Below are 25643 nucleotides of genomic sequence, written 5' to 3'. Positions count from 1 at the left end.
ACGGAGGAGATTGCACAATGTCCGGACTCCTGGCCGGTAAGCGGCTGCTGGTCACCGGCGTCATCACCGACGCCTCGATCGCCTTCTCGGTGGCGAAGCTCGCCCAGGAGAACGGCGCGCAGGTCGTGCTCACCGGCTACGGCCGGCTCTCCCTGGTGGAGCGGATCGCCAAGCGGCTGCCCGAGCCGGCGCCGGTGATCGAGCTGGACGTCACCAACGCCGAGCACCTGGCCGGCCTGGCCGACAAGGTGCGCGAGCACGTCGACGGCCTCGACGGCGTGGTCCACTCGATCGGCTTCGCCCCGCAGAGCTGCCTCGGCGGCGGCTTCCTCGACGCGCCCTGGGAGGACGTGGCGACCGCGCTCCAGGTCTCCACCTACTCCTACAAGTCCCTGGCCATGGCGGCGCTGCCGCTCATGTCGGCGGGCGGCGCCGTGGTGGGCCTCACCTTCGACGCCACCAAGGCGTGGCCGGTCTACGACTGGATGGGCGTGGCCAAGGCCGGGCTGGAGTCCGCCTCCCGTTACCTGGCCCTGCACCTGGGCAAGCAGGGCATCCGCAGCAACCTGGTCGCCGCCGGGCCGCTGCGCACCATCGCCGCCAAGTCCATCCCCGGCTTCGACCAGTTCGAGGACGCCTGGACCGAGCGCGCCCCGCTGGGCTGGGACCTCACCGACCAGGAGCCGGCCGCCCGCGCCTGCCTGGCGCTGCTGTCCGACTGGTTCCCGGCCACCACCGGCGAGATCGTCCACGTCGACGGCGGCTACCACGCGATCGGCGCCTGAGACCCGGACCGCACGTCCCGGGGTAGCCGCCGGACCGTCCCGGCCGTCGGGGGAGAATGCCACCATGGCGTACGACGCGTTGGTGCTGGTCTCCTTCGGCGGCCCGGAGCGGCCCGAGGACGTGCTGCCCTTCCTGCAGAACGTGACCCGGGGGCGGGGCGTGCCGCCGGAGCGGCTCGCCGAGGTGGCCGAGCACTACCTGCACTTCGGCGGGGTGTCCCCGATCAACCAGCAGTGCCGCGACCTGCTCGCGGCGATCCGCGAGGACTTCGCCGCCAACGGCGTCGACCTGCCGGTCTACTGGGGCAACCGCAACTGGGACCCGATGCTCGCCGACACGGTGGCGCAGATGCGCGACGACGGCGTCCAGCGGGCCCTGGCCTTCGTCACGAGCGCCTACGGCGGCTACTCGTCCTGCCGGCAGTACCAGGAGGACATCGCCGCGGCCCGCGCCGCAGTCGGCCCGGACGCGCCGCTGATCGAGAAGCTGCGCCAGTTCTGGGACCACCCGGGTTTCGTCGAGCCGCACGCCGACGCCGTCCGGGCCGCGCTCGCGCAGCTCGACCCGGCCCGGCGGGACAGCACCCGGCTCGTGTTCACGGCGCACTCCGTCCCGGTGTCGGCGGCCGCCAGCGCCGGCCCGCACGGCGGCCGGTACACCGCCCAGCTCGCCGAGACCGCCCGGCTGGTGCACGCCGCCGCGGCGCCCGACCTGCCGTACGACCTGGTCTGGCAGAGCCGCTCCGGGCCGCCGCAGGTGCCGTGGCTGGAGCCGGACATCAACGACCACCTGGCCGCGCTCGCCGGCGAGGGCGTGACCGGAGTGGTGGTCAGCCCGATCGGGTTCGTCTCCGACCACCTCGAGGTGGTCTGGGACCTGGACACCGAGGCCCTCGACACGGCCAAGCAGCACGGCCTGGACTTCGTCCGCGCGGGCACGCCCGGCACCGACCCGCGGTTCGTGGCGATGGTCCGCGAGCTGGTGCTGGAACGGAACGCCCCGGACGGCGAGCGGTACTTCCGCCGCCTCGGCGAGCTGCCCACCTGGGACACCTGCCCGGCGCTGTGCTGCGTGCCCCCCTCCCGCCGGCCCTGAGCCCGGCCACCTCCGACACCCAGTGGGGACGACACATGCATGACCGCAAGCCGGTGCAGAGCTGGCTCACCGACATGGACGGCGTGCTGGTGCACGAGGGCCAGCCGGTGCCCGGCGCACCCGAGTTCGTCAAGAAGCTGCGCGCCTCCGGCAAGCCCTTCCTGGTGCTCACCAACAACTCGATCTACACGCCGCGGGACCTGCGGGCCCGGCTGGCCCGGATGGGGCTGGACGTGCCGGAGGAGGCGATCTGGTCGTCCGCGCTGGCCACCGCCCAGTTCCTGGCCGACCAGCGGCCGGGCGGCACCGCGTACGTGATCGGCGAGGCCGGTCTCACCACGGCGCTGCACGCGGTGGGCTACGTGCTCAGCGACTTCGCCCCCGACTACGTGGTGCTGGGGGAGACCCGCACCTACAGCTTCGAGGCGATCACCAAGGCGATCCGGCTGATCAACGACGGGGCCCGGTTCATCTGCACCAACCCCGACGCGACGGGCCCGTCGGTGGAGGGCGCGTTGCCGGCCGCCGGTTCGGTGGCCGCCATGATCTCCAAGGCGACCGGGGTGGAGCCGTACTTCGTTGGCAAGCCCAACCCGATGATGATGCGCTCGGCGTTGAACACCATCGACGCGCACTCCGAGTCGACCGCGATGATCGGCGACCGGATGGACACCGACATCCTCTGCGGCCTGGAGGCCGGGCTGGAAACGATCCTGGTGCTCACCGGGATCAGCAGCCGGGCCGAGACCGAGCGCTACCCCTACCGGCCGTCCCGGATCGTCAACTCCGTGGCCGACCTGATCGACGAGGTCTGAGCAGGGGCCCAGGACCTCAGGGGCGCAGCGGGGCGTTGCAGGCGGCCACCAGGGCCTGCCGGCAGGCGGTGGTCAACGGCCGCAACGCCGCGTCCCGCTGCTGCGCCTCGAAGGTGTTCACCGCCCCGCCCGGTGCGCTCTCCCCGGCAAGGGCGAGCACCCGGTCCAGCACGGCCGCGCGGGCGAACAGCCGGCGGGACCGCGGGTCGAAGCCGGGCGGCAGGTCGGTCCCGCCGTCCGGCCGGCGCAGCGCGGCGAGCGCGCCGGCCAGCTCCGGCCGCCACTGGGCCACGTCGAGCCGGGTCAGCGCGGCGGTCGTCTCGGCCAGCGCCGCGGCCAGCTCGGCCTCCGCCTCGGCGGCGCCGGGCGCGATCAGCGACGCCTTCGGCGCGTCGGCCGGCAGCGGGTAGACCCGCCAGAGCACGGTTTCCCAGGTCATTCCCGAGCCCGAGGTGTGCGTGCGCACCTCGGGCACGAACCCGAGCCCGCTGGCCACCACGGCCTCGCCGGCCAGCAGCGCCGCCCCCGCGAAGTCGCCGGGACCGGGCAGCCCGCGCGGGTCGCCCGGTGCGGGCAGCACCAGCCGGATCTCGTCCGGGGAGAGCTTGGCCAGGCTGGGCAGCGCGTCCCGCAGGGACACGTCGGTCCAGGTGCCGGGGGCGTCGGCGACCAGGTGCTCCTCGTCGCCGGCGATCTCGTCGGCGACCTCGTCGAAGGGCACCAGGCCGGCGCGCCAGGCGCGTACCCAGGCGACGAACCGGCTCGACCGGCGCGGAGCCAGCGTGGCCGCGCCCGTTGCGGGGGAGGACATGCCGAAAGGGTACGTGCTCGCCGCCGTCGCTGTCTCGGCTGCCGCTCCGGCGGCGTGACCTGCCCCCAACTACCCCCTTCGCCCCTTTCTGTGCCGGCGGTGGGGCACCTGGTCGGCGCGTCGTCGGGCGACGCGCCGGGCCGGTGGCTAGCGTGATCCACATGGCGGGGCGATACGACGGCGACGTGCTGGCGGGCGACTGGCGGCGGCGGAAGGTGATCCCGGAGGTCGACGCCGAACCGGACCTGGTGGTCGAGGACGCCGACTCCGGCTTCTGCGGCGCGGTGGTCGGGTTCGAGTCCGGCGCGGTGGTGCTGGAGGACCGGCACGGCAAACGGCGGAACTTCCCGCTGCTGCCCGCCGCGTTCCTGCTCGACGGCCAGCCGGTCACCCTGCGCCGCCCGGCCCGCGCCCCGGTGCCCGCCGCCCGGCGGCGCACCGCCTCCGGCTCGATCGCGGTCGACAACGTCCGGGCGCAGGTCGCCAAGGCCAGCCGGATCTGGGTCGAGGGTGTGCACGACGCGGCGCTGGTCGAGCGGATCTGGGGCGACGACCTGCGGATCGAGGGCGTGGTGGTGGAACCCCTCGACGGCATCGACGAACTCGCCGCCGAGGTGCGCGCCTTCGCCCCCGGCCCGGGCCGCCGGCTCGGCGTGCTGGTCGACCACCTGGTGCCCGGCTCGAAGGAGAGCCGGATCGTGGCACGGGTCACCTCGCCGCACGTGCTGGTCACCGGGCACCCGTACGTCGACGTGTGGCAGGCGGTGAAGCCCCGGGCGCTGGGCATCCCGGCCTGGCCCGTGGTGCCGCCGGGGCGGCCCTGGAAGGAAGGCGTCTGCGCGGCACTCGGGGTGGCCGAGCCGGCGGACATGTGGCGGCACATCCTGTCCCGGGTGGACAGTTTCGCCGACGTGGAGACGCCGTTGATCAACGCCATGGAGCGGTTGATCGATTTCGTGACTTCGCCTTGAGTCGTGGTTGCGGTTCAGGCCGGGGGCGACCGTGCCCGGCGCCGGGCGGTCAGGCTTGATCCCTCCGCCGGGCACGGTCGCCCCCGGCCCGTCGTGTGCCGGGTGCGCGGTGCGGCTCCGGCAGCGAGGGTGGGGATGACCTCGCGGCTGCTACGAACTTGATGACGCGGACGGATCGCCGGGTGAGTCCTCCGTGTCACCACGTTTGTAGCGACTGGAGCGGGTCCGGTCGTCCGCGCGGGCCGGTCAGGGTTCCTGTTCGGGGGTTCTCGTGAAGACGAACGTGGCGATGTCGAGGGCGACGGGGTGGCCCGCCTCGTCGCGGATGACGGTGAGGAGTTCGCCGTCCTGGGAGCCGGAGCGGCCGCGCCAGCGGTCGGGGGCCTCCGGGGTGAAGCGGAGCTGCGGGTTACCCACGAGGCCGCCCACCAGGTCGCCGGCCGGGTCGATGCGGAACTCGTACTCGTTGCCCATCCACCACCAGCGGCCGGTCAGCTCGGCCAGGTCGGCGGGCGGCGCCTCGGCCGGGCGCCACGGGGCGGGCGTGGCCGGCTCGGCGTCGAGCACCAGGGTCAGCACCTCGCGGGCCAGGCCGACGACGTGGTGGCCGCGCAGCCCGTACGAGTTGGCGTAGTCGACCACGGCGGTGCGGGTCGGGCGGTGCACGGCCAGGCCGGCGACGTAGCCGGGCATCGAGCCGCCGTGGCCCACGTACACGCGGTCGCCGACCCGGTAGAGCTCCACGCCGAGGCCGTGCCCGCCGGTCCAGGCGTCCAGGTCGCTGATCACCACGGGCGCGCACATCTCGGTGAGCGTCGCGGGGGCGAGCAGGTCCGGGGCCGGGTCGGCCAGGAAGGCCGCCCAGCGGGCCAGGTCCTCGACGGTCGACCAGAGCTGGCCGGCCGGGGCCATCGCCCCGGTGTCGGTGCGCGGCTCCTCCCGCAGGGTGTCGTGCCAGGGGTGCACCACGTAGCCGCGGGCGTACGGCTCGGTGGGGTGGTAGGTGGTGCGGCGCATGCCCAGCGGTTCGAGCAGCCGCTCGCGCAGCAGGTCGGCCCAGGGCGTGCCGGTGATCCGTTCCAGCACACCGCCGAGCAGCCCGTACGCCAGGTTCGAGTAGTGGTAGACGTGGTGCGGCGGGTGGGCGATCTTCGCCGGGGTGAGCCCGGCGAGCAGGGTCGCCAGGTCGGCGCCCGCGGCCCGCTCCCACCACTGCCCGTCCGGCTCCCGTTGCAGGCCGCTGGCGTGCCCGAGCAGCTGGCGCAGGGTGAGCGCGCCGACCGGGGTGCCGGGCAGGTGCTTGTCCAGCGGGTCGTCCAGGTCCAACCGGCCGGCGTCGCGCTGCTGCATCACCAGCACGGCGGTCATGGTCTTGCTGATCGAGCCGATCCGGTACTGGAGGTCCGCGTCGGGGCGGGGCTGCTCGCCGGCGAACGCGACGTGCGCCAGGCCGCCGTCCCGGACCACGCCGAGGGCGAGCGACGGGCCGCGTCCCTCCGCCTGGGCCCGGGCGACCAGCAGGTCCACCTGTCGGGCGGTCTCGGGCAGCAGGGCCATGGGGTCCTCCTCGGCGGTCGTCGGCGCGCTGCCGAGCTTAGGTGATCATTTCGGGTCGTCGCTGCGTGCGTCGGCGTGTCACGATCTAAGGGTGGACGCCGTGTTCTGGATCGTGCTGGGTGTGCTGCTGGCGGTCGCCGAGATCTTCACGACGACGCTCTTCCTGATCATGTTCGCGGCGGGGGCCTTCGCCGCCGCCGGGGCCGCCGCGCTGGGTGCCCCGGTCGCGCTCCAGGCGCTGGTCTTCGCGGTGGTCTCCGCGCTGTCGGTGGCCCTGGTCCGGCCGGTCATCAAGCGGCACGCCATGCCGGCGCTGCAGAGCGGCGACCAGCCGTTCGGGGTCGAGGCGATCGAGGGGTCCAGCGCGGTGGTGCTGGAGCCGGTCGACGCCGAGCGGGGCCTCGTCAAGATCGACGGTGAGCTGTGGACGGCCCGGTCGTACGACGCGACGCGCAGCTACGCGGCGGGCGAGCGGGTGCAGGTGATAAAGGTCCGGGGCGCGACCGCCCTGGTCTGGCAGGACGAGATTTCCACACCGGGCGGAATGCCCGAAGGAAAAAGGTGAAGATATGGAGTTTGCAGCGATCCTGTTGATCGCCGTCGCCGTGATCGTCGTGGTGACGCTGGTGAAGGCGGTGCGGATCGTGCCGCAGCAGCGCCAGGACGTGGTGGAGCGGCTGGGCAAGTACAAGCGGACCTTGAACCCGGGGCTGAACCTGCTGGTGCCGTACATCGACGCGGTGCGGACCAAGGTCGACATGCGCGAGCAGGTGGTCAGCTTCCCGCCGCAGCCGGTGATCACCTCGGACAACCTCGTCGTCTCGATCGACACGGTGCTGTACTTCAAGGTGGTCGACTCGGTCCGCGCCACCTACGAGATCTCCAACTTCCTCCAGGCCATCGAGCAGCTCACCGTCACCACGCTGCGCAACGTGATCGGCTCGCTGGACCTGGAGCGCGCGCTGACCAGCCGCGAGGAGATCAACCGGCACCTCTCCGGTGTGCTCGACGAGACCACCGGCCGGTGGGGCATCAAGGTGACCCGGGTCGAGATCAAGGCCATCGAGCCGCCGCCGAGCATCCGCGACTCGATGGAGAAGCAGATGCGCGCCGAGCGGGACCGCCGTGCCGCCATCCTCAACGCCGAGGGGCACAAGCAGTCGCAGATCCTCACGGCCGAGGGTGAGAAGCAGGCCGCCGTGCTGCGCGCCGACGGTGACCGGCAGGCCCGCATCCTCCAGGCGGAGGGCCAGGCCAAGGCGATCCGGACGGTCTTCGACGCGATCCACCAGGCCAACCCGAGCCAGAAGGTGCTCGCCTACCAGTACCTCCAGGCCCTGCCGCAGATCGCCAACGGCACCGCCAACAAGGTCTGGATCGTGCCGACCGAGCTGACCAAGGCCCTGGAGGGCATGGGTGGCGCGCTGGGCGGGCTGGCCAACATGGTCGGTGACGTCCCGTCGCCCGAGGCCACCAAGAGCGCCGGCGAGGTGGAGCGCGAGGCCGCCGAGGCCGCGCACGCCGCCGCCACCGCGGCCCAGGAGATCCACGACGAGGTACGCGTCGCCGAGGCCCAGGCCACCGGCGGCGACGCCCCGCAGGGGCTCCCGGCGCCCGAGCCGGTCTCCCCGCAGAGCCTGCTCAACGACCCGTCGGACCAGCGCGAACGGGGCTGATCGGAGCCCCGCCGGCAAATCCGAGAATCACTCATACGGCGCCCCGGCGCCTGCCACCATCGGTCTGAGGACGGGTGGTGACCAGGGCCGGGGCGCCGTTGCGCGTCCCCCCGCCGCCCGCGTGTGAGCGAGGTGACGCATGAAGGATCCGGCGAACCGGCTTTTCTCCAGGACTCCGGTCCCGGGCGCGCACGACCCGGCCGGGCCGCTCGGCACCCGGCGTACCGGCGGCGGGTTCGGGGTGCTCCCGTTCGTCTCCGAGCCCGGGCCGGCCGCCCCGGCCACCGACGCGAGCTGGGCCTGGTCGATCCGCCGGTTCGCCCGCGCGGCGGTCTGGCTGCTGCCCGCGTACGCGGTCCTCTACGGCCTGGTGGCGATGGCCAGCGACGGCGGGGTGGGCAACGACCCCTACCCGGCCGACGGCCAGCCGGTCTACCTCGTCGGCTGGGTGGCCTCGGTCTGGCTCGGGCTGCTCGCCCTGCTGGCGCTCGCCGGCCTGCTCGCCGCCACCCGGTGCCGGCGGATCGCCCTCGTCGGGCTGCTGGCCAGCATCGGTGGGATGGTGCTCATGCTGCCCTTCGCCGGGCTGGCCGAGCAGGCGCCGGTCTTCGGCACCACCGCGCGCAGCATCGTCCTGGTCGGCGCCACCTTCTACAGCCTGGGCTGGTTCCTCACCGGCTGGTCGGTCGCCCGGTCCGGGATGTTCTCCTACGGCGACGGGGTCATGCTGATGATCGCCGCCCCGCTGCTGGGCCTGGGTGGCGCGCTCATCGGCTCGCTGCAGACCTTCGGCGCGATCTTCGTGCTGGTCGCCGGCATCGGCATCGGCTACCGCTCCGGCCGCCTCGTCCCGGCGGTGATCGCCCAGGACGCCCTGGCCGCCAGCATGACGGCCACCCCCGCCCCACCCCCCACCGGCCCCCGCCCCACCTGACCCGCCCGCCCCGGCCTTGTCGCGTTGATCATGAAGTTGGCGGCAGTCACGGAGATCCACATCGCTGGCAACTTCATGATCGACGGGGTCGGGAGGGGCACCGCCGGAGCTGGGAGGTCGCCGTGAGGTTACTGACAGTTGCCTGACGGGGTGGCCGAATCGCCGTATTCGCGGTAATCCTGGGGTCCATGCCGTCTCCCCGGTCGCCGCTGTCGCGGCTCTTCACCGTGCTCCTCGCCGGCGTCCTCGCCGGGCTCGTCCTCGCGCTCGCCGCGCTCCCCAGCGGCCTGCTCGGCGGGCTCGCGGCCCAGGCCGGCCTCGGCGCGTACGCGGAGCTGCCCGACGCCCTGCGCACCCCCGCGCAGCCGCAGCGCTCGTACCTCTACGCGAACGACGGCAAGACCCTGATCACCACGTTCTACGACGTCAACCGCACCGACGTCCCCCTCGCCGAGATCGCCCCCGTGATGCGGCAGGCGATCATCGCGGCCGAGGACCGCCGCTTCTACTCGCACGGCGGCGCCGACCTGCGCGGCATCGCCCGCGCCCTGGTCGCCAACGTCAAGGGCGGCGGCACCGAGCAGGGCGGCTCCACGCTGACCATGCAGTACGTCCGGAACGTGCTCAAGACCGACCCGACCCGCACCGCCGAGGAGCGGCAGGCCGCCACCGAGCAGACCGTGGGGCGCAAGCTCCAGGAGATCCGGTACGCGAACGCGCTGGAGGAGACGCTCAGCAAGGACGAGATCCTCAACCGCTACCTGAACATCGCGTACTTCGGCTCCGGCGCGTACGGCGTCGCGGCGGCCAGCCAGCGCTACTTCGGCAAGGCCCCGGCCGACCTGACCCTGGGCGAGGCGGCGCTGCTCGCCGGCCTGGTCCAGTCGCCCGACGAGTACAGCCCGATCGACGGCGACAAGGACCAGGCGCTCGCCCGCCGGGGCTACGTGCTCGACTCGATGGCCGAGACCGGCGCGATCACCGCGCAGCAGGCCGCCGCGGCCCGGGCCGAGCCGCTCACCCTGCACCCGACCGCCCAGCCCAACGGCTGCACCGCGGTCGCCCAGGGCCACGACGACTGGGGCTTCTTCTGCGACTACCTGCGCCAGTGGTGGCTCGCCCAGCCGGCCTTCGGCAACACGGTGAAGGAGCGCGAGCAGGCGCTGCGCCGGGGCGGCTACAGCGTGGTCACCACGCTCGACCCGAAGATCCAGCAGACCGCCCAGAAGCAGGCCACCGCCGTCTACGGCTACGGCAACAAGCGCGCCCTGCCGATCGCCGCCGTCGAGCCGGGCACCGGCCGGGTGCTGGCCATGGCGGTCAACCGGCACTACAGCCTCGCCGACAACCCGGCCGGGCAGGCCAACCACCCGAACACCGTCAACCCGCTGATCTCCGGGGGCGCGAGCGTCGACGGCTACCAGGCCGGCTCGACGTTCAAGATGTTCACCATGCTCGCCGCGCTGGAGGCCGGCAAGCCCCTCGCCACCGGCTTCGACGCCCCGGCCAAGCTGCCCACCCGGTACGGCTCCGACGCCGAGGGCAACTGCGACGGCAAGTGGTGCCCGGCCAACGCCAACCCGGAGTGGATGGACGGCTACCGGATGATGTGGGACGGCTTCGGCCGCTCCGTGAACACCTACTTCGTCTGGCTTGCCGAGCAGGTCGGCGAGGACAAGGTGGTGGAGATGGCGCAGCGGCTCGGCATCAGGTTCCGGGCCGACTCCGACGCCGCCTTCGCGCGCGACGACGCGCAGAACTGGGGCGCGTTCACGCTCGGCGTCGCGGCCACCACCCCGCTCGACCTGGCCAACGCGTACGCCACCGTGGCCGCCGAGGGGACGTACTGCACGCCGCTGCCGGTGGTCTCGGTGACCGCGGCCAACGGCGAGAAGGTCGACGTCGGCCAGCCCTCCTGCAAGCGGGTGCTCGACGCCGACGTGGCCCGGGCGGCCACCGACGCGGCCCGCTGCCCCGTCGGCCAGCAGTCGGCGTACGGGCAGTGCAACGGCGGCACCGCCACCTCGGTGAACGGGATCGTCGACCGCCCGGTGGCCGGCAAGACCGGTAGCTCCGAGCAGAACGCCACCGAGACCTTCGTGGGGTTCACCCCGCAGGTGGCGGTGGCCGGCATCGCGGCCAACCCCGACGACTCGACCGACCTGGTCGGCTCGGCCGTGCAGGCCCGGGTGATCGACGCGGTCGCCCGGGTGATCAAGACGGCGGTGGACGGCAAGCCGGTGAAGGACTTCACGGCGCCCAGCCGCGAGCTGGCCGGCGACCCGCAGCGCCCGAAGCCGCGCCCCACCCCGCAGCCTCAGGAGGAGCGCCGGCAGGACCGGAACAACCTCCCCTCGGACCTGCTCCGCTGGCTCCAGGGCCGCGACCGCGGCTGACCGCCAATCCGCGGTGTCACCCGCCACCAGGGGGTGACACCGCGCGAGGGCGGCGGTCCGGAAAAAAATCCGCGCCGGCTGTCGGATCCGGTCGGCAGGCTCCGACCCACCGGTGAGCGCGCCCGCCGGGGGCGCCGCCGGAAGCGGAGGACACCATGCGCAAGCTCGTCTACTGGGTGCACCAGTCGGTCGACGGCTTCATCGAGGGGCCGAACGGGGAGTTCGACTGGGCGGCCATGGGGCCGGAGCTGTCCGAGTACTCCCTCGAGGCGACCGACCGGGCCGACGCCTTCCTCTACGGGCGCAAGGTGTGGGAGTTGATGTCCTGGTACTGGCCGCGGGCGGAGCAGATGTCCCAGGACCCGCACGACCTGCGCTTCGCCCCGGTCTGGGCCCGTACCCCGAAGATCGTCATCTCCCGCACGCTGGAGAGCGCCGAGTACGGCGCCCGGGTGATCGGCCGTGACCTGGCCGCGGAGGTCGCCGAGCTGAAGGCGCAGCCGGGTGGGGACCTGCTGCTCACCGGCGGCTCCGGCGCGGCGGCGGCGCTGGCCGAGCTGGGGCTGGTCGACGAGTACCAGGTGGTGGTGCACCCGGTCGTGCTGGGCGGCGGCACCCCGGTCTTCCCCGGCAAGGAGCGCCTCGACCTGCGGCTGACCGGGACGCGGGGCTTCGACGGCCGGTCGGTGCTGCTGCGCTACGAGCGGGCGTGACAGCTCACCGCCCCCGGCGGCGGGGACGGTAGGTGGCGAGCACCGAGGGCAGCCCCCGCCGGAGGATCTCCGTCCGGTCGCTGTCCCCGCGCAGCACCGCGGCTGCCGTCTTGCGGGCCTGCTCGGCGGTGAAGTGCGGGGGCAGCATCAGCTCCGCCGGGTCGACGACCGCGTTCACCACCACGGGCCGGTCGGCGCTCAGCGCCCGCTGCCACAGGTCGGGCACCTGGTCGGGGGAGTCGACCAGCACGCCGTCGAGCCCCAGCACCTCCGCCCACCTGTGGTACGCCACGTCCGGCAGGTCCTGGCTCGCCGGGAACATCGGCGTCCCCTCGCCGGAGCGCTGCTCCCAGCTCACGAAGGACAGGTCGCGGTTGTTGAGCACCAGCACCACGAACCGCGGGTCCGCCCACTGCCGCCAGTACTTGGCCACGGTGATCAGCTCGTTGACCCCGTTCATCTGCATCGCGCCGTCGCCGATCAGCGCGACCAGCGGGCGGTCCGGGTGTGCGAACTTCGCGGCGATGGCGTACGGCATGGCCCCGCCCATGGAGAGCAGGGTGCCGGAGAGGCTGGCCAGCATGCCGGGGCGGACCCGGATGTGGCGGGCGTACCAGGCGGTGGCCGTGCCACAGTCCACGGCCAGCATGGCGTCGTCCGGCAGGGCGTCGTCGAGGGTCGCGAAGAGCAGCTGCGGGTTCACCGGATTGGCCGGCTGCTCGGCCACCTCCCGCTGGGACTGCCGCCACTTCGCCGTCGCGCCGGCCAGGGTGGCCCGCCAGGCGGTCGGCACCGGCCCGGTGCCCAGCTCCCGCAGCAGCGCCCGCAGGGTCGGCGCGGCGTCCCCGGTCAGGTTCACCTCGGTCGGGTAGCGCAGCCCCATCCGGCTGCCGTCCAGGTCGATCTGCACGGCCCGGGCGGTGCCCTGCGGCGGATAGAACTCCGAGTACGGCATGTTGCTGCCCACGATCAGCAGCCGGTCGCACTCCTGCATGAGCTGCCAGCTCGGGCGGCTGCCCAGCAGGCCGATGGCGCCGGTCACCCAGGGCTCCCGGTGGTCGACGGCGGCGAAGCCGAGCAGGGCGGTCGCCACCCCGGCGCCGAGCCGGTCGGCGACCCGGCGGACCTCGTCCTCCGCGCCGAGGGCGCCCTGCCCGACCAGCATGGCGACCTTCTCGCCGCCGCGCAGCACCTCGGCCGCCCGGCGCACCTCCTCCTCCGGCGGCACGGTCGGCATGCTGCTCGGCACCGCGCTCGTGTGGTAGTAGCCGTGCGCGTGCGGCGGCTCCGGCACCGCCGGCTCGTCCTGCACGTCGGAGGGGAGCACCAGGGCGGTGACCGTGCGCCGGGCCAGGGCGGTCCGGCAGGCCCGGTCGACCAGGTGCCGCGCCTGCGACGGGTCGTCGAGCTGGGCCAGGAAGGCCGACGCCACGTCCTTGTAGAGGGCGAGCAGGTCGACCTCCTGGTAGTAGCCGCCGCCCTCGGCGGGCAGCGCCGTGTGCCCGAGCAGGGCCACCACCGGCTGGTGGTCGAGCTTGGCGTCGTAGAGGCCGTTGAGCACGTGGATCGCGCCGGGGCCGCTGGTCACCACCACACAGCCGAGCGGGCCGCCGCCGTACTTGACGTGGGCGCTGGCCGCGAAACCGGCCGTCTCCTCGTGCCGGACCTGGATGAACTCGGCCCGGCCGGCGGTGCGTTGCAGTGCCGACGTCATGCCGTTGATGCCGTCGCCGGGGTAGCCGTAGTAGCGGTGCACGCCCCACTCGGCCAGTCGGGCCACGATGTAGTCGGCGACCGTGGCATGCCGCGGCAGCTGGCCGTCGCCGGTGGGGTCCGCGCTCATCGTGGTGATCCCTTCGTCGCTGTCCGCTTTCCCCGGGCTCCGTTCCCCGCCCGGGGCGGCGGAAACCCGGGCCGCGCCGGACCGGCCGGGCGGACCAGGCAGAATCGTCCGGTGCCCGTCCACGAGATCACCGACCCCGACGACGACCGGATCGCCGACTACCGCGCGCTGACCGACGTGGAGCTGCGCACCCGCTGGGAGCCCCCGCACGGGCTGTTCATCGCCGAGGGGGAGCTGGTGCTGCGGCGGGCGCTGCGGGCCGGCTACCCGGCCCGGTCGTACCTGGTCGACGCCAAGCGGGTGGACCAGCTCGCCGACCTCGACACGGGGGAGACCCCCGTCTACGCGGCCACCCAGGCGGTGCTCCAGCGGGCCACCGGCTTCCACGTGCACCGGGGCGTGCTCGCCTCGTTCCGCCGCAAGCCGCTGCCGACCGCCGCCGAGGTGCTGGCCGGCGCCCGCCGGGTGGTGATCCTGGAGGACGTCAACAACCACACCAACCTGGGCGCGATCTTCCGGGCCGTGGCGGCGCTGGGGGTGGACGCCGTGCTGCTCTCGCCGACCTGCGCCGACCCGCTCTACCGGCGCAGCGTCCGGGTCAGCATGGGCGAGGTCTTCGCCATCCCGTACGCGAAACTGGAGCCCTGGCCGGACGCGCTCGGCCAGGTCCGGGCGGCGGGTTTCACGGTGCTGGCCATGACGCCCGCGCCGGACGCCGTGCCGATCCAGCGGCTGGGCGCCGGGCAGCGGGCCCGCGCGGCCCTGCTCATGGGGGCCGAGGGCGCCGGCCTGACCGGGGCCGCGATGGCCGCCAGCGACGTCCGGGTGGTGATCCCCATGCGGCGCGGGGTGGACTCGCTCAACGTCGCCGCCGCCACCGCGGTGGCCTGCTGGGAGCTGGGCCGCGACGACCCGCTGTGACGCCGGGGGCGGCGCGGCCCGCCCCCGGCGCCGCGCGGTCAGGCGAAGTACTTCGACCAGAGGTTGTGCGTCGGCCAGCTGGTCACCGCCCGGGAGGCGGTCCACAGCGCCGAGTCGATCGGGGCGTAGCTCAGCCCGGACTCGTCGTCGCGCTGGTTGAACACCGCCGCCCAGCTCATCCCCTGGTAGGTGCGCACCAGGATGCTGTACGTGCCGGCGAAGCTGCCGGTGTGCCAGGTGTTGCGGCCGGTGCCGCCGGTGACCGGGCGGACCGCCCAGCCGAGGCCGTAGTACCAGCCGTCGCCGTTGACCCCGGTCGGGCTGGGGACCGCGAAGACCCGGCCGGTCGAGGTGCTGTTCAGCACGGGGCTGCCGCTGTCGAACGCGGTCGCCCAGCGGACCAGGTCGACCGCCGAGGCCAGCCAGCCGCCGTTGGCGTCGTGGACGCGCATGCTGAACGTGCCGTACGGGGCGTCGACCACGGTGCCGGAGTTGTCCAGCACGGTCGGGCCCGTGTACTGCGAGCGGTAGCCGACCTCGCCGGGGTGCCGGCTGACCGTCTCGCCCAGCCCCATCCGGGTGATGCCGAGGGGTGCGAGCAGCTTCTGCTTCACGTACGTCTCGTAGGGCAGGCCGCTGACCTTCTCGACGATCCGGCCCGCGAGCAGGTAGCCGTAATTGCTGTAGGAGACCGTCGAGCCGGGGTCGTGCATCAGCGGCTGGCCGGACATGAAGCGGATGACGTCGGCGTGGGTCAGCTCCATCGGCACGCCCAACGCGTTGGCGATGATCCGGTCCTTGAACACCGGGTCGAACGCGGTGAGGTCCCGGTCCCAGCCGCCGGTGTGCTGGAGCAGCCGCCAGAGCGTCACCTTGGCGAGGCGGGGGTCGGCGCTCTGCCCGGCCGGCGGGGTCAGGTCGAGGAATTTGGTGATCGGGTCACCGAGGCTGAGCTTGCCGTCCTGGGCGAGCCGGACCATCGCCGCCGCGGTCAGCGACTTGGAGAGGCTGGCCACCCGGAACAGCGAGGTGGGCTGGATGAGCATCGGGGAGTTGTTGCCGTAGCCCCGGGCCAGCACCAGCCGGCCCTTGTAGGTGACCGCGAGCTGGCCGGCGTCGATGTGCCGGGCCTGCATGAAGCTCTTCATCGTGTCGTCGAACGCGCTCAGCGCGCTCACCGCCGTGCCGGTGGTCGTCCACGTTTGCGGCGCGGCCTGCGCCGGCGCCGCAGACACCGCGCCCGCGCCGAGCGCCCCCGCCCCCGCGGCGGTGACCAGCTTCGCGAACGCCCGCCGGCTGACCGTCGTCCCGTCCATGCCTCCCCTTCCGATTGATCACGATCACCGGCACGCTACTGGAGGTGATCGGCCGGCGGGGGGCCGCCCGGCACGCTCGGAATCGGCGGTGACGCAGGGTAGCGTGTCGCCCGTGTTCCCTACCGTCCGTGAGGTGCTCGCCCTGGTGCCGGTGCGCCACGGCGCGCCGCGCCTGGTCGCCGGGGACGCGGGCCTGGACCGGCCGGTGCGCTGGGTGCACGTGGCCGAGGTGCCGGACATCGCCACCCTGCTCGGCGGCGGCGAGCTGGTGCTCACCACCGGGATCGGGCTGCCCGCCGACGACGCCGGCCTGCGCGCGTTCATCGGCGACCTGGCCGACGTCGGGGTCTCCGGGCTGGTCGTGGAGCTGGGCCGGCGCTACGTGAGCGGGGTGCCCCGGGTGATGGCGGCCGCCGCCGAGCGGCGCGGGCTGCCCCTGGTCGAGCTGCGCCGGGCCACCCCGTTCGTGCGGATCACCGAGGCGGTGCACGCGCTGATCGTGGACGCCCAGCTCACCGAGCTGCGCGCCACCGAGGAGATCCACCAGCGGTTCACCGAACTGTCCGTGGAGGGCGCCGAGCCGGCCGAGGTGGTCCGGCAGGCCGCCGAGCTGGCCGGCTGCCCGGTGGTGCTGGAGAACCTGTCCCGGCAGGTGCTCGCGTACGACCCGGCGGGGGAGAGCGCCGAGTTGCTGCTGGACGGCTGGGAGCAGCACTCCCGGCGGATCCGGCCGGCCGGGCGGACCGCGTACGACCGGGACAGCGGATGGCTGGTCACCACCGTCGGCGCCCGGGGCCAGGACTGGGGGCGGCTGCTGCTGCGCTGGCCGGCCGGTGCCGAGCTGACCACGCGCGACCCCGAACGGACGCCGGCCTCCTTCGAGGACCGACCGCGGTCCGGCGAGGCGTGGCCGGCCAGCGCGACCGGAGAACCGGCCGGCGGACCCGACGCCGGGGCGGGGGGTGCCGACGGCGGGGCGGGGGGCGCCGACGGCGGGGCGGGGGGTGCCGACGGCGGCCGGCCGAGCACGAGCGCCGGGCCGGCCGACGCCGCGCCGGTCGAGGGCTGGACGCCACCGCACCCGCGCCGGGATGCCGGCGCCGGCGGGGGAGCCGCCGCCACCCCGCCCACCCGGCTCACCATCCTGATCGAGCGGGCCGCCTCCACCCTCGCCCTGGGCCGGCTGATCCGCCGTGACGCCGAGGGGCTGGAACGGCAGATCCACCGCACCCTGCTCACCGCCCTGATCGACCATTCCCGCCCGGTGGACGAGGTGGCGCTGCGGGCCAAGGCGCTCGGCGTGACCCTGGACCGTCGCCACCTGGTCGGCGTCGTGGTCCGCCACCGGGCCGACGACCCGGGCGAGGGCGGCGGGCCGGGCCCCGACGCCGGCCCCGAGGCCGGTCCGGCCCGGCTGCGCGACCTCGCCGAGGCGGTCGGCCAGGCCCTGCGCGAGGCCAAGCTCACGGCCCTGACCAGCGCCGTCGACGACCAGGCGGTGGGCGCGCTGCTGGCGCTGCCCGACCCGGCCACCGAGGAGAAGGCGCTCGCCGCGTTCGCCGCCGCGCTGCGCCGGGTACGCCTCGACGCCGACCCGGCCCGCCCGCCGGCGCCCCGGTCCGCCCGCCCCGCCGACCCGCCCGCCCGGACCGTGGCGGTCGGCGCCCTGCGCGCCGCGGATCCGGCGTCCCGCCCGCGCCCGGCCGGCCCGGCCGTGATCGTGGCGGCCGGTTCCGGGGTGGGCAGCCTGCGGGAGGCGCGCCGCTCGCTGGTGGAGGCCCGGCAGATCGCCGAGGCGGCCCGCCGGGACCGGCGCGACCTGCCCTACTTCCGGCTGCCGCACGTCGGGCTCGCCGGCCTGCTGCACCTGCTCCGCGACGAGCCGCGCCTGCAGACCTTCGTCGAGCGCGAGCTGGGTGGGCTGCTGGCGTACGACGCCCAGCACCCGAGGGAGCAACTGCTCGGCACCCTCCGGGCGTACCTGGAGCAGGGCCGCAACAAGTCCGCGGCGGCCGCCGCCGCCCACCTGTCCCGGCCCGCCTTCTACGAACGCCTGGCCCGCATCGGCCGCATCCTGGACGTCGACCTCGACTCGGTGGAGCAGTGCCTGTCGCTCCACGTGGCCCTGCTGGCCCTGGACGCCGTCCGCACCCCCTGACCCCGACCCTGGTCGTGACCCCGACCCTGGTCGATCATGAAGTTATCGCCCCGACACGCCGCTGTCAGGCGCAACAACTTCATGATCAACGTCGTGATGCGGGTCAGGTCAGGGCGGTGAGGGCCTTGGCGTAGGGGGCGGGGACGTAGGTCGGGCCGCCGGGGGTGAAGACGTCGGAGGTGGCGGCGGTCGACCAGGCCGTGGGGGGCACCGCGTCGACCAGGGCGCGGACCACCGGAGCGTCGCGCCACTGCTCCTGCTCGGCGAGCAGGCTCAGCGCGACCACCGACTCCTCCACCTCGCCGACGCACTCGAAGGGCTTGTGCCCGTCGACGCCGAGCAGTTCCCGGTAGCCGGGGATCTGCGACTCGTCGGCCAGCAGGTCGCCGCCGAAGATCGTGGTGATCCGTTCGCGGGACATGAACGGGGCCATGGCCAGGAAGACGAACCGGCACTTCGGGCAGTCGCGGCACCAGCGCTCGCTCGCGTCGCGCAGCTTGAACGCGGCGTTGCAGCTGGTCACCACCGCGTCGTACCGGTCGGTCTCGGCGAAGAGCCGCGCGATGTGCAGCTCGGACAGCGACCGCAGGAGGGAGAAGTACGGCTCGGTGAGGCCGGCGTGCTCGGCCAGGGCGGCACGGAGCAGCCCCTCCGCCTCGACGCCCTTGGACCACTGGTGGTTGATCTCGTGGCCGTGCCAGACCAGGTTCGGGTCGGACGCCGAACGCTCGTTGGACATGACCACCGGCCCGAGCCCGTGCAGCACGGCCGTGGCGACCGCGATCAGCGAGTTGATCGCGGTGACCGGGATGTGCCCGTTCAACGCGCCGGCCGCGTTGAGGTCGAACAGCACCGGGTCGATCCGCCGGCGCGCGGCCAGCGGCACCAGGTCGGACGCCTCGTTGACCGAGACGATGACGTGGTTCGGGTTGACCGAGAAGGGCACCGGGTCGAAGCCGGCCCGGCGCAGCGCCTCCAGCGTGACGATCGAGTCCTTGCCGCCGCCGACGGCCGACAGCGGCCGGCGGTCCGAGTCGTCGTACACCCGGGGCGGGGCGACCTCGCCGGCCGGCACCTCCGGGCGCAGCTCCAGCACGTGCGGCAGCTGGTTGCGGTACGCGTACTCGGCGAGGCCCTTCGCGTAGACGGCGGTGACGAGGTCGGCGGCGGCCGCGCCCAGCGGCGCCGGCAGCACCAGCCGGGACGGCGCGGCGGTCTTGTAGTAGCTGACCCCGGCGACGACGTGCAGCAGTTCGAGGACCCGGGCGAGGGTGGCCGCCGTCTCGTCGGACACCGCCTCCGCCGGCAGGGGAAGGGCGACCACCTCGGTGAACCGCTGCTCGCCGTCGGGGCCGGTCAGGGCGTAGTCGAACAACACCTCGCCGGTGGCGAAGTCGATCGAGTAGGACGGGAAGGTGAAGGCGTCCATCCGCCGCAGCTGCTCGTTGGGCACACGCCATACTAGGCCCTGGTCTGTCCTGCCGTGTCCGGCTGTGCCGGACCGCACCCGACGACCCGCCGACCCGACCTCCGAGGAGAGCCCGTGCGCCTGTCTGATCTGCGCGGACGTCATGTCGCCGTCTGGGGCGCCGGCCGGGAGGGCCGGGCCGCGGTGATCGCGATCGCCGCGCACGGCCCGGCCGACCTGGTGGCCGTGGACGACAGCGCGAACTTCCTCACCCTGCCCTGGGAGGGCCCGCTCGCCGCGGCCGCGCCGCTGGTCACCGGTGAGGACGGCTTCGCCCGGCTGGCCGCCGCCGACATCGTGGTGCGGTCGCCGGGGGTGCCGAACACCCACCCGTGGATGGTGGAGCTGCGCCGGCGGGCCGTCCCGGTGACCCAGGGCAGCGCGCTCTGGATGGCCGACCACGCGGACCGGACCGTCGGGGTGACCGGCAGCAAGGGCAAGAGCACCACCTCCAGCCTGATCAGCCACCTGCTCACCGCCATGGACCGGCCGAACGTGTTCGGCGGCAACATCGGGGTGCCGCTGCTCGATCTGCCCGAGGCGGAGCTGTACGTGCTGGAGCTCTCCAGCTACCAGTGCGCCGACCTGACCGACTCGCCCCGGGTCGCCGTGGTGACCGCGCTGTTCCCCGAGCACCTCGACGCGCACGGCGGCGAGCGGGAGTACTACCGGGACAAGCTCAACCTGCTGGCGCACGGCCCGCACACCGTGGTGGTCAACGGCGCCGACCCGCGCCTGGCGCTCGAACTGGGGGACCGGGCGGCGGTGCGGGCCGGCTCGCCGGACACCACCCACGTGGCCAGCGGCCCGGACGGCGCCCCCTGGTTCCACCTGCGGGACACCCCGCTCTTCCCGCGCGCCGTGCTGCCCCTGGTCGGCCGGCACAACGAGGGCAACCTCTGCGTCGCCCTCGCCGTGCTCGACGCGCTCGGAGTCGACGTCGTGGCGCGCAAGGACAGCCTCGCCATCGCGGTCGCCGAGTTCCAGGGCCTCGCCCACCGGCTCACCGAGATCCCCGACCCGTCCGGGCTCACCTTCGTCGACGACACCCTGGCCACCAGCCCGTACGCGGCCATGCACGCGATCGACGCGTACGAGGGGCGCCCGCTGACCGTCATCGTCGGCGGGACGGACCGGGGCCTGGACTACACGCCGCTGCGCGACCACCTGGCCGAGCGGGACATCACCGTGATCGGCATCCCGGACAGCGGCCCCCGGATCGTGGAGGCCCTGGCCGGGCTGCCCGCGGTGCGCACCGAGATCGCCGAGGACCTGGTGGCCGCGGTGGGGCTGGCCCGCAAGCTCACACCGGCCGGCGGGGTGGTGCTGCTCTCGCCGGCCGCGCCGAGCTACGGCCGGTTCCGCAACTTCGAGCACCGCTCCGAGGTGTTCGCGCAGGCGGTCGCCGACACCGCCCGCTGAGGCGGGGCCGCTCGGCAGTGGCCGGCGGCGGGTCCGCCGGACTACCGTCCTGATCGTGGCGGTGACGGTGGACGTGGACCCGGAGCGGCTGGTGGTCCGGCTCAGCGGGGCCGACCGGTTCTGGGCGCTGGCGCTGGGCGTCGAGGTGCCCACCGAGGCGGTCACCTCGGTCCGCCCGGTCTCCCGCGCCGAGGCGTACTCCCGGGGCTCCGGCTTCCGGTTGCCGGGCAGCTACTGGCCCGGGTTGATCATGGCGGGCAGCTACGTCTCCCGGTCCACCGGGCGGTCGTTCTGGTGTGTCCACCGCGCCGACGAGGTGCTGCTGGTGGAGCTGGAGGGGCAGCGGTACGACCGGCTCATCCTGGAGGTGGACGAGCCGGCGGAGGTCTCCCGGGCGATCGCCCGGGCCCGTTTCCGCTGACTCAGCGCCGATCGCCCGGCGCCGCCTCCGGCGTGCCCACCCGGGCCTCCGCCTGCGCCGGGCCGGTCTGTGCCGGGAGGCCCGCAACCGGGTCGGGCTCCGCGACCGCGCCCGCCGGCGTCTGCTCGTCACGCCGCGCTGGCGCCGAGCGGGCGCTCCGGGGCTGCTTGGCCGGTGTCCAGGCGAAGGCGAGCGCACCGCCGACCAGGGCCAGCAGCATCCCGACCAGGAAGCCGCCCAGGTTCGAGGTCAGCCAGGAGACCAGGCCGAGCATCAGGGTGAGCAGCGCGTAGAAGACCCGCTGCTGCGGGGTGGCGATCAGCAGCACGCCGCAGAGCACCAGGACGACCGGCACCAGGTACGCGGCCAGGCCCTGCGGCCCGATGTGCAGCAGCACGCCGAGCGGGGCCCGCAGCGTCACGAGCATCTCGGCGCCGCCGAGCGCGACCAGCACCCCGGCGGTGAACGGGCGACCCCGCCGCCAGCGACGCCAGCGGCGGACGGCCGGCGCCGCCTCCGCCGCCTCGTGTCGTCCGGCGGTCAGGTCAGCACCCGTCGGCGCTGAACGGCCGGCGGCCGCCGCCGCCTCGTGTCGTCCGGCGGTCATGTCAGCACCCGTCGGAGCTGAACGCCATGTGCAGGTTGGGCAGGGTGAAGACGGCTGCCGTGGTGGCGTAGTTGTTCTGCCGCAGGTTGGTGATGGTCACCGTGTCGGCCTGCTGGGCGAAGACGCCCGGGTTGCCGCGTACGCCGGGCACCTGGTCGACGGTGCTGGCGTCCTGCCCGACGTTGATGTTCTTGAACGACGCGTTGCCGGCGACCTCGTCGCCGTCGACGACAAGGGTCCGGGCGGTGACCGGCTTGCCGGCGCCGCCGGCGGTGATCCGCAGGTTGATGCCGCCCAGGCTGATGCTCTGGCAGAGGTTGGTCAGCTCGGCCTTGTCGATCGCCGAGACGATCACCACGACCTGTCCGCCGGTGTCGCCCTGGTTGGGGCTGTCGGGAATCATCTGGTCGAGCGTGGCGAACTGCTCGAACCCGGTGCCGGTGAGTTTGTCGGCGGTGACGGTGAACGGCATGCCCGAGATGGCGAACTGCGCGCCGAGCACGCCCTGCGCGGTCAGCACGACCATGCCGGCCGCGCCCGCCACGACGGTGCCCATCGTGACGGCGAACCGGCGCCAGCGCACGCCGCTGCGCGGCGGCTCGGGCTCGTGGGGTGCGGTCTGCTCCGACATGGCGGCTCCTTTTCGAGATCAATTCATCGACGACGATGCGGGATGAGATCTGAATTGGTTCGCAGGATTTCTCGCGCCGGGGGCGCAGGGCCGAAGTTACCGCTGGGTAAAGGGTGGGTCAACAGCGTGTAGCAGTTCGTTGGGCGGCATGTGCGAATTGCGGCCAAAGTGAAAAACCGCTGCGGTTTCCGACCGCGTACGCGCTCAGGTGTGGACGGTCGGCGCGCACGGGGCGGCCGCGCTGGGTCCGTCGTCCGGGCGTACCGGCCGGGTGGCCCGGGCCGCGCCGTCCGTGCCGAGGAACGGGGCGACGGCCGCGTAGGTGAGCACCGGCAGCAGCAGGGGAAGGTCCTCCGCGCGGCCCTGCGCGACCCGCGCGCGGATGGTCGCGTGGATGCCGCCGACCACCGTGGACACCAGCGCGTCCCGGTCCACGCCGGCGTCGACCGGCCCGGGGCCGGCGTCGGCGAAGAAGCGGCGGAAGCTGCCCAGCAGCGCGTCCCGCTCCCGGCGGGCGTCCGGGCCGGCCGCGTCCACCTCGACGAGCGCCATCCGGGCGAACGCCGGCACGCTGGCGAGCACCTCCAGCAGGGTGCGCAGCGCGGCGCGGGCGGCGTCCGGCCAGGCCGGTCCCGCCTCGCGGTAGGCGCTCTCCATCAGCTCCGACACCACCGCGATGCCGTGCCGGTAGGCGGCGAGGAACGCGTCCTCCTTGCCGGTGAACAGGGCGTAGAAGGCCGGCCGGGTCACCCCGGCGGCGTGGCAGATGTCGCTGACGCGGGCGTTGTCGTAGCCCCTCGTCGCCACCTCCTGCACCAACCCGTCGAAGAGGCGGTCGCGCTGGGTGGCCGCCACCACCTCGGCGGAGACCTGGCGTGGGCCGCGCTTGATGGCGCGCTCCGGATCGCGGCCGGGGCGCGCGCCGGGCAGCGGGACCGGCACCGGTTGCGGGCGGTGCTGCGTGGTCAATTTATCGACCTCCCTGGATGCATTGACTTTACGACCCTCCGGGGTTTACAACTATCTGCACCCTGAGTTGACGCACCCGTCACCGTTGGTGACCTCCCCGGGTGGTCACCCCGGCACGTCGAAGGAGGGCTCGATGGCTGCCATTATCACCGAGCGCGAGTGCCCTCCCAAGACCGGAAAGGCGCAGGTGACGCGGCTCCGCCGCAGTGCACCACGCCGGCCCCGCCGCTGACGTCGCGGCAGCTCCCCCCACCGCCCGGCGACCCTCGACGGGTCGCCCGGCGCAATCCACCCCGTCCGTCCAGCCCGGACGGCCGCGCCCACCGCCCGGCCCGCCACGCCGGGCGGGGACCGCCTGTGCGGTCCGACCCGTCCCCGTCCCACCGCCGGAAGGAAGAACCATGCCCAGGTACGGACGAATCGGCGCGGGCCTCGTCGCCCTGGCGCTGCTGACCGGAGTCGTCGGCGCCGCCCCCGCCGTCGCCGCCCCCACGTCGTCGCTCGCCAGCGCCGTGCTCACCTACCCGACCCCCGCCGGCACCGCCGTCGGCGTCAACGACGTCATCCAGGCCAGCCTGAAGACCGGCACGAACGCCACCTTCTACTCCTCGGCCACCGGCACCACCGGCGTGAAGTGCGCGGCGTCCAGCTTCAGCGCCAAGGTGCTGACCAACCCGACCGCCCCGGGCACCGCCACCGAGAGCCTCACGGCGCAGAGCTTCACGAGCTGCACCACCAACGTGTTCGGCACAACCGGGGTCCAGAGCGTGACCGTCAACAACCTGCCGTACGCCACCAAGGTCACCAGTGTCGGCGGCGTGGTCACCATCTCCGGCACGGCGACCGCGCCGATCCAGAGCACCGTCGTGCTGAACAGCCTGCTCGGCCCCATCACCTGCGTCTACCGGACCGGGGCCAACAGCCTCACCGGCACGGCGGCCAACGCCACCAACTCGATCACCTTCACCAACCAGATGCTGACCAAGTTCTCCGGACCGAGCCTCTGCTTCGGCACCGCGTACTTCTCCGCGACGTACTCGCCCGTGCGGGACACCAGCCGGACCGGCAGCCCCGGGGTCTACGTCAACTGACCACCGTCCACGGCCGGTGCGCGGCGATCCGCCGTGCGCCGGCCCCGCCGTGCGCCCGTCAGCCGGCCGCCAGCGCCGCGTGCAGGGCGCGCATCGACCGGATCGCCGAGCGGATCTCCTGGAGGTAGCGCCCCGGGGTGAGGGTGGGCTCCGGCACCGGGACCGGCGCGGCCAGCGCCGGGTCCACCCCGACCGTGTCGATCCCGCAGCCGAACGGCACGGCGAGGGTGCGCAGCGCGTCGCAGTGCTGGAACGGCACGTAGATCGGGGCGGTCACCACGAGCACCGGATCGCCGACGCGCAGCCGGACGTGCCCGGCCCAGAACCGCTGCGTGTCGGCGGTGTGCGCCCGGCGGCGGTCCGGCTCGCCGGAGGGGGCGGCGAGCACCCGGACCGGGGGCAGCCCGGCCGGCCGGTAGGTGCGCGAGGACCAGGCCCGGTGCGGGTGGTCCGCCGCCTCCCCGATCTCCTCGACCGGCGCGTCCACCCCGAACGCCAGGCGCACCCCCGCGTCCAGGGCGTCGACCTCGGTGGCGCAGCCGTGCACCCCCGCGTCGGCGAGCAGCCGCAACTCGACCGGGGAGAGGGGCCGGAAGCTGCCCAGCACCGCCACCTCGCCGGCCACCCCGGCACCCGACCGGGCCAGGTGCGCGGCGTACGCGGTGCGCCGCAGGCAGGCGTGCGCCAGGCCGCCGAGGACCAGCAGGTGCGCGTACCGGGGCAGGGTGGGTGGGACGGGCCGGACCAGGCCCAGCGCGGTCGCCGTGTCGTGCACCAGCCCGACCGTGGCCGGGTCGAACGCCGGCTCCCGGGCGTCGGGGCGTTCCCGCCCGTCGCGGAAGTCCCAGTGCCGGGCGGAGAAGTCGTCCAGCCCGGCCAGCACCGCGCTCAGCTCACCCGCCGGCCAGTCGCCGCCGAAGTGCCCGACCAGGGCCCGCATCGGGGGTGAGCCCACCCAGGCGCCGATCCCCGCCGCGAGTTCCGCCCGGGTCGTCCCCGCCGCGCCGGCCGGCAGCGCCACCTCCGTCGTCCGCACCCGGCG

Annotated in this window: 23 protein-coding genes and 1 pseudogene; 15 read left to right on the top strand and 9 right to left on the bottom strand. The window is 74.1% G+C overall.

Going from position 1 to position 25643, the window contains the following annotated elements:
* The first annotated feature begins 17 nt into the window (after nt 1-17).
* The 3 genes from fabI (at nt 18) to ACQP12_RS23290 (ending at nt 2696) form a co-directional block, all read left to right on the top strand.
* Entirely contained in the window at nt 18-785 is a 768-nt protein-coding gene (fabI, locus tag ACQP12_RS23300; protein ID WP_357950405.1) for an enoyl-ACP reductase FabI, read from the top strand.
* Between the two features lie 64 nt (nt 786-849).
* Entirely contained in the window at nt 850-1881 is a 1032-nt protein-coding gene (locus tag ACQP12_RS23295) for a ferrochelatase (RefSeq protein ID WP_433282010.1), read from the top strand.
* Entirely contained in the window at nt 1830-2696 is an 867-nt protein-coding gene (locus ACQP12_RS23290; RefSeq protein ID WP_357950462.1) for an HAD-IIA family hydrolase, read from the top strand. The genes ACQP12_RS23295 and ACQP12_RS23290 overlap by 52 nt, the downstream gene beginning before the upstream one ends.
* 16 nt (nt 2697-2712) lie before the next feature.
* On the opposite strand, the gene ACQP12_RS23285 is transcribed toward ACQP12_RS23290, so the two are convergent.
* Nucleotides 2713-3507: a hypothetical protein gene (locus ACQP12_RS23285; RefSeq protein WP_357950398.1), complete on the bottom strand. Its 795-nt coding sequence runs from the start codon at nt 3505-3507 to the stop codon at nt 2713-2715.
* Nucleotides 3508-3668: 161 nt separating this feature from the next.
* On the opposite strand from ACQP12_RS23285, the gene ACQP12_RS23280 reads away from it, so the two are divergent.
* Nucleotides 3669-4478: a DUF3097 domain-containing protein gene (locus ACQP12_RS23280; protein ID WP_433282007.1), complete on the top strand. Its 810-nt coding sequence runs from the start codon at nt 3669-3671 to the stop codon at nt 4476-4478.
* Nucleotides 4479-4724: 246 nt separating this feature from the next.
* Here ACQP12_RS23280 and ACQP12_RS23275 read toward each other — a convergent pair whose 3' ends face one another.
* A complete protein-coding gene (locus ACQP12_RS23275; protein ID WP_433282005.1) occupies nt 4725-6035 on the bottom strand; it encodes a serine hydrolase domain-containing protein in 1311 nt (436 codons plus the stop codon).
* Nucleotides 6036-6126: 91 nt separating this feature from the next.
* Here ACQP12_RS23275 and ACQP12_RS23270 point away from each other — a divergent pair, with 91 nt between their 5' ends.
* The 5 genes from ACQP12_RS23270 (at nt 6127) to ACQP12_RS23250 (ending at nt 11754) form a co-directional block, all read left to right on the top strand.
* A complete protein-coding gene (locus ACQP12_RS23270) occupies nt 6127-6600 on the top strand; it encodes an NfeD family protein (RefSeq protein ID WP_357950389.1) in 474 nt (157 codons plus the stop codon).
* A 4-nt stretch (nt 6601-6604) separates the two neighbouring features.
* Nucleotides 6605-7711, top strand: coding sequence for an SPFH domain-containing protein (locus ACQP12_RS23265; protein WP_433282003.1), 1107 nt, complete (start codon nt 6605-6607; stop codon nt 7709-7711).
* A gap of 139 nt (nt 7712-7850) precedes the next feature.
* Nucleotides 7851-8645, top strand: a complete 795-nt coding sequence (locus ACQP12_RS23260; protein WP_357950383.1) for a hypothetical protein — start codon at nt 7851-7853, stop codon at nt 8643-8645.
* A 188-nt stretch (nt 8646-8833) separates the two neighbouring features.
* Nucleotides 8834-11041 carry a transglycosylase domain-containing protein gene (locus ACQP12_RS23255; protein ID WP_433282001.1) on the top strand — a complete coding sequence of 736 codons (2208 nt, stop codon included), beginning with the start codon at nt 8834-8836 and terminating at the stop codon, nt 11039-11041.
* A 155-nt stretch (nt 11042-11196) separates the two neighbouring features.
* On the top strand, nt 11197-11754 hold the full coding sequence (locus ACQP12_RS23250) for a dihydrofolate reductase family protein (RefSeq protein WP_433281999.1): 558 nt from the start codon (nt 11197-11199) through the stop codon (nt 11752-11754).
* A gap of 4 nt (nt 11755-11758) precedes the next feature.
* On the opposite strand, the gene ACQP12_RS23245 is transcribed toward ACQP12_RS23250, so the two are convergent.
* Nucleotides 11759-13597 carry a thiamine pyrophosphate-requiring protein gene (locus ACQP12_RS23245; RefSeq protein ID WP_433281998.1) on the bottom strand — a complete coding sequence of 613 codons (1839 nt, stop codon included), beginning with the start codon at nt 13595-13597 and terminating at the stop codon, nt 11759-11761.
* Between ACQP12_RS23245 and ACQP12_RS23240 the strand changes: the two genes are divergently transcribed.
* A complete protein-coding gene (locus tag ACQP12_RS23240) occupies nt 13568-14518 on the top strand; it encodes a TrmH family RNA methyltransferase (RefSeq protein WP_433289406.1) in 951 nt (316 codons plus the stop codon). The genes ACQP12_RS23245 and ACQP12_RS23240 overlap by 30 nt on opposite strands.
* Before the next feature lie 38 nt (nt 14519-14556).
* On the opposite strand, the gene ACQP12_RS23235 is transcribed toward ACQP12_RS23240, so the two are convergent.
* Complete coding sequence (locus tag ACQP12_RS23235) at nt 14557-15834, bottom strand: serine hydrolase domain-containing protein (protein ID WP_433281996.1); 1278 nt, start codon at nt 15832-15834, stop codon at nt 14557-14559.
* A 112-nt stretch (nt 15835-15946) separates the two neighbouring features.
* Between ACQP12_RS23235 and ACQP12_RS23230 the strand changes: the two are divergent.
* Both ACQP12_RS23230 and ACQP12_RS23225 read left to right on the top strand, forming a co-directional pair.
* A pseudogene (locus ACQP12_RS23230) lies at nt 15947-17426 on the top strand (PucR family transcriptional regulator ligand-binding domain-containing protein); the annotation flags it as partial.
* Nucleotides 17427-17485: 59 nt separating this feature from the next.
* Nucleotides 17486-17992, top strand: coding sequence for a PucR family transcriptional regulator (locus ACQP12_RS23225; RefSeq protein ID WP_433289404.1), 507 nt, complete (start codon nt 17486-17488; stop codon nt 17990-17992).
* 103 nt (nt 17993-18095) lie between these two features.
* Here the strand turns inward: ACQP12_RS23225 and ACQP12_RS23220 are convergent, their stop codons facing one another.
* On the bottom strand, nt 18096-19445 hold the full coding sequence (locus tag ACQP12_RS23220; protein ID WP_433281994.1) for a hypothetical protein: 1350 nt from the start codon (nt 19443-19445) through the stop codon (nt 18096-18098).
* Between the two features lie 90 nt (nt 19446-19535).
* Between ACQP12_RS23220 and murD the strand changes: the two genes are divergently transcribed.
* The gene (gene murD / locus ACQP12_RS23215; protein WP_433281992.1) at nt 19536-20882 is read left to right on the top strand and encodes a UDP-N-acetylmuramoyl-L-alanine--D-glutamate ligase; all 1347 of its coding nucleotides are present in this window, start codon (nt 19536-19538) and stop codon (nt 20880-20882) included.
* Nucleotides 20883-20937: 55 nt separating this feature from the next.
* The gene (locus tag ACQP12_RS23210; protein WP_433281990.1) at nt 20938-21303 is read left to right on the top strand and encodes a hypothetical protein; all 366 of its coding nucleotides are present in this window, start codon (nt 20938-20940) and stop codon (nt 21301-21303) included.
* Nucleotide 21304: 1 nt separating this feature from the next.
* On the opposite strand, the gene ACQP12_RS23205 is transcribed toward ACQP12_RS23210, so the two are convergent.
* From ACQP12_RS23205 to ACQP12_RS23195, 3 genes are all read right to left on the bottom strand, one after another.
* Nucleotides 21305-21910: a DUF6114 domain-containing protein gene (locus ACQP12_RS23205; RefSeq protein ID WP_433281988.1), complete on the bottom strand. Its 606-nt coding sequence runs from the start codon at nt 21908-21910 to the stop codon at nt 21305-21307.
* Nucleotide 21911: 1 nt separating this feature from the next.
* Nucleotides 21912-22541 (bottom strand): DUF6230 family protein, encoded by a 630-nt coding sequence (locus ACQP12_RS23200; RefSeq protein ID WP_433281986.1) that lies wholly within the window; start codon nt 22539-22541, stop codon nt 21912-21914.
* A gap of 204 nt (nt 22542-22745) precedes the next feature.
* The gene (locus ACQP12_RS23195) at nt 22746-23510 is read right to left on the bottom strand and encodes a TetR/AcrR family transcriptional regulator (RefSeq protein ID WP_357950347.1); all 765 of its coding nucleotides are present in this window, start codon (nt 23508-23510) and stop codon (nt 22746-22748) included.
* A gap of 401 nt (nt 23511-23911) precedes the next feature.
* On the opposite strand from ACQP12_RS23195, the gene ACQP12_RS23190 reads away from it, so the two are divergent.
* Nucleotides 23912-24601 (top strand): Tat pathway signal sequence domain protein, encoded by a 690-nt coding sequence (locus ACQP12_RS23190; protein ID WP_433281985.1) that lies wholly within the window; start codon nt 23912-23914, stop codon nt 24599-24601.
* A 58-nt stretch (nt 24602-24659) separates the two neighbouring features.
* Here ACQP12_RS23190 and ACQP12_RS23185 read toward each other — a convergent pair whose 3' ends face one another.
* On the bottom strand, nt 24660-25637 hold the full coding sequence (locus tag ACQP12_RS23185) for a hypothetical protein (protein WP_433281983.1): 978 nt from the start codon (nt 25635-25637) through the stop codon (nt 24660-24662).
* Between the last annotated feature and the right edge of the window lie 6 nt (nt 25638-25643).

Origin of the sequence: Micromonospora sp. CA-244673, from assembly GCF_050948395.1 — a bacterium.
Classification (GTDB): domain Bacteria; phylum Actinomycetota; class Actinomycetes; order Mycobacteriales; family Micromonosporaceae; genus Micromonospora.
Note: the sequence above shows the minus strand (reverse complement) of the source record. Positions and strands in the feature narration are given on the sequence as shown.

Excerpts from the sequence above, each read along its gene's own strand:
- fabI (WP_357950405.1), top strand. The coding sequence starts at position 18 with ATGTCCGGACTCCTGGCCGGTAAGCGGCTGCTGGTCACCGGCGTCATC.
- ACQP12_RS23295 (WP_433282010.1), top strand. The coding sequence starts at position 850 with ATGGCGTACGACGCGTTGGTGCTGGTCTCCTTCGGCGGCCCGGAGCGG.
- ACQP12_RS23285 (WP_357950398.1), bottom strand. The coding sequence starts at position 3,507 with ATGTCCTCCCCCGCAACGGGCGCGGCCACGCTGGCTCCGCGCCGGTCG.
- ACQP12_RS23280 (WP_433282007.1), top strand. The coding sequence starts at position 3,669 with ATGGCGGGGCGATACGACGGCGACGTGCTGGCGGGCGACTGGCGGCGG.
- ACQP12_RS23275 (WP_433282005.1), bottom strand. The coding sequence starts at position 6,035 with ATGGCCCTGCTGCCCGAGACCGCCCGACAGGTGGACCTGCTGGTCGCC.
- ACQP12_RS23265 (WP_433282003.1), top strand. The coding sequence starts at position 6,605 with ATGGAGTTTGCAGCGATCCTGTTGATCGCCGTCGCCGTGATCGTCGTG.
- ACQP12_RS23260 (WP_357950383.1), top strand. The coding sequence starts at position 7,851 with ATGAAGGATCCGGCGAACCGGCTTTTCTCCAGGACTCCGGTCCCGGGC.
- ACQP12_RS23255 (WP_433282001.1), top strand. The coding sequence starts at position 8,834 with ATGCCGTCTCCCCGGTCGCCGCTGTCGCGGCTCTTCACCGTGCTCCTC.
- ACQP12_RS23250 (WP_433281999.1), top strand. The coding sequence starts at position 11,197 with ATGCGCAAGCTCGTCTACTGGGTGCACCAGTCGGTCGACGGCTTCATC.
- ACQP12_RS23245 (WP_433281998.1), bottom strand. The coding sequence starts at position 13,597 with ATGAGCGCGGACCCCACCGGCGACGGCCAGCTGCCGCGGCATGCCACG.
- ACQP12_RS23235 (WP_433281996.1), bottom strand. The coding sequence starts at position 15,834 with ATGGACGGGACGACGGTCAGCCGGCGGGCGTTCGCGAAGCTGGTCACC.
- ACQP12_RS23205 (WP_433281988.1), bottom strand. The coding sequence starts at position 21,910 with ATGACCGCCGGACGACACGAGGCGGCGGCGGCCGCCGGCCGTTCAGCG.
- ACQP12_RS23200 (WP_433281986.1), bottom strand. The coding sequence starts at position 22,541 with ATGTCGGAGCAGACCGCACCCCACGAGCCCGAGCCGCCGCGCAGCGGC.
- ACQP12_RS23190 (WP_433281985.1), top strand. The coding sequence starts at position 23,912 with ATGCCCAGGTACGGACGAATCGGCGCGGGCCTCGTCGCCCTGGCGCTG.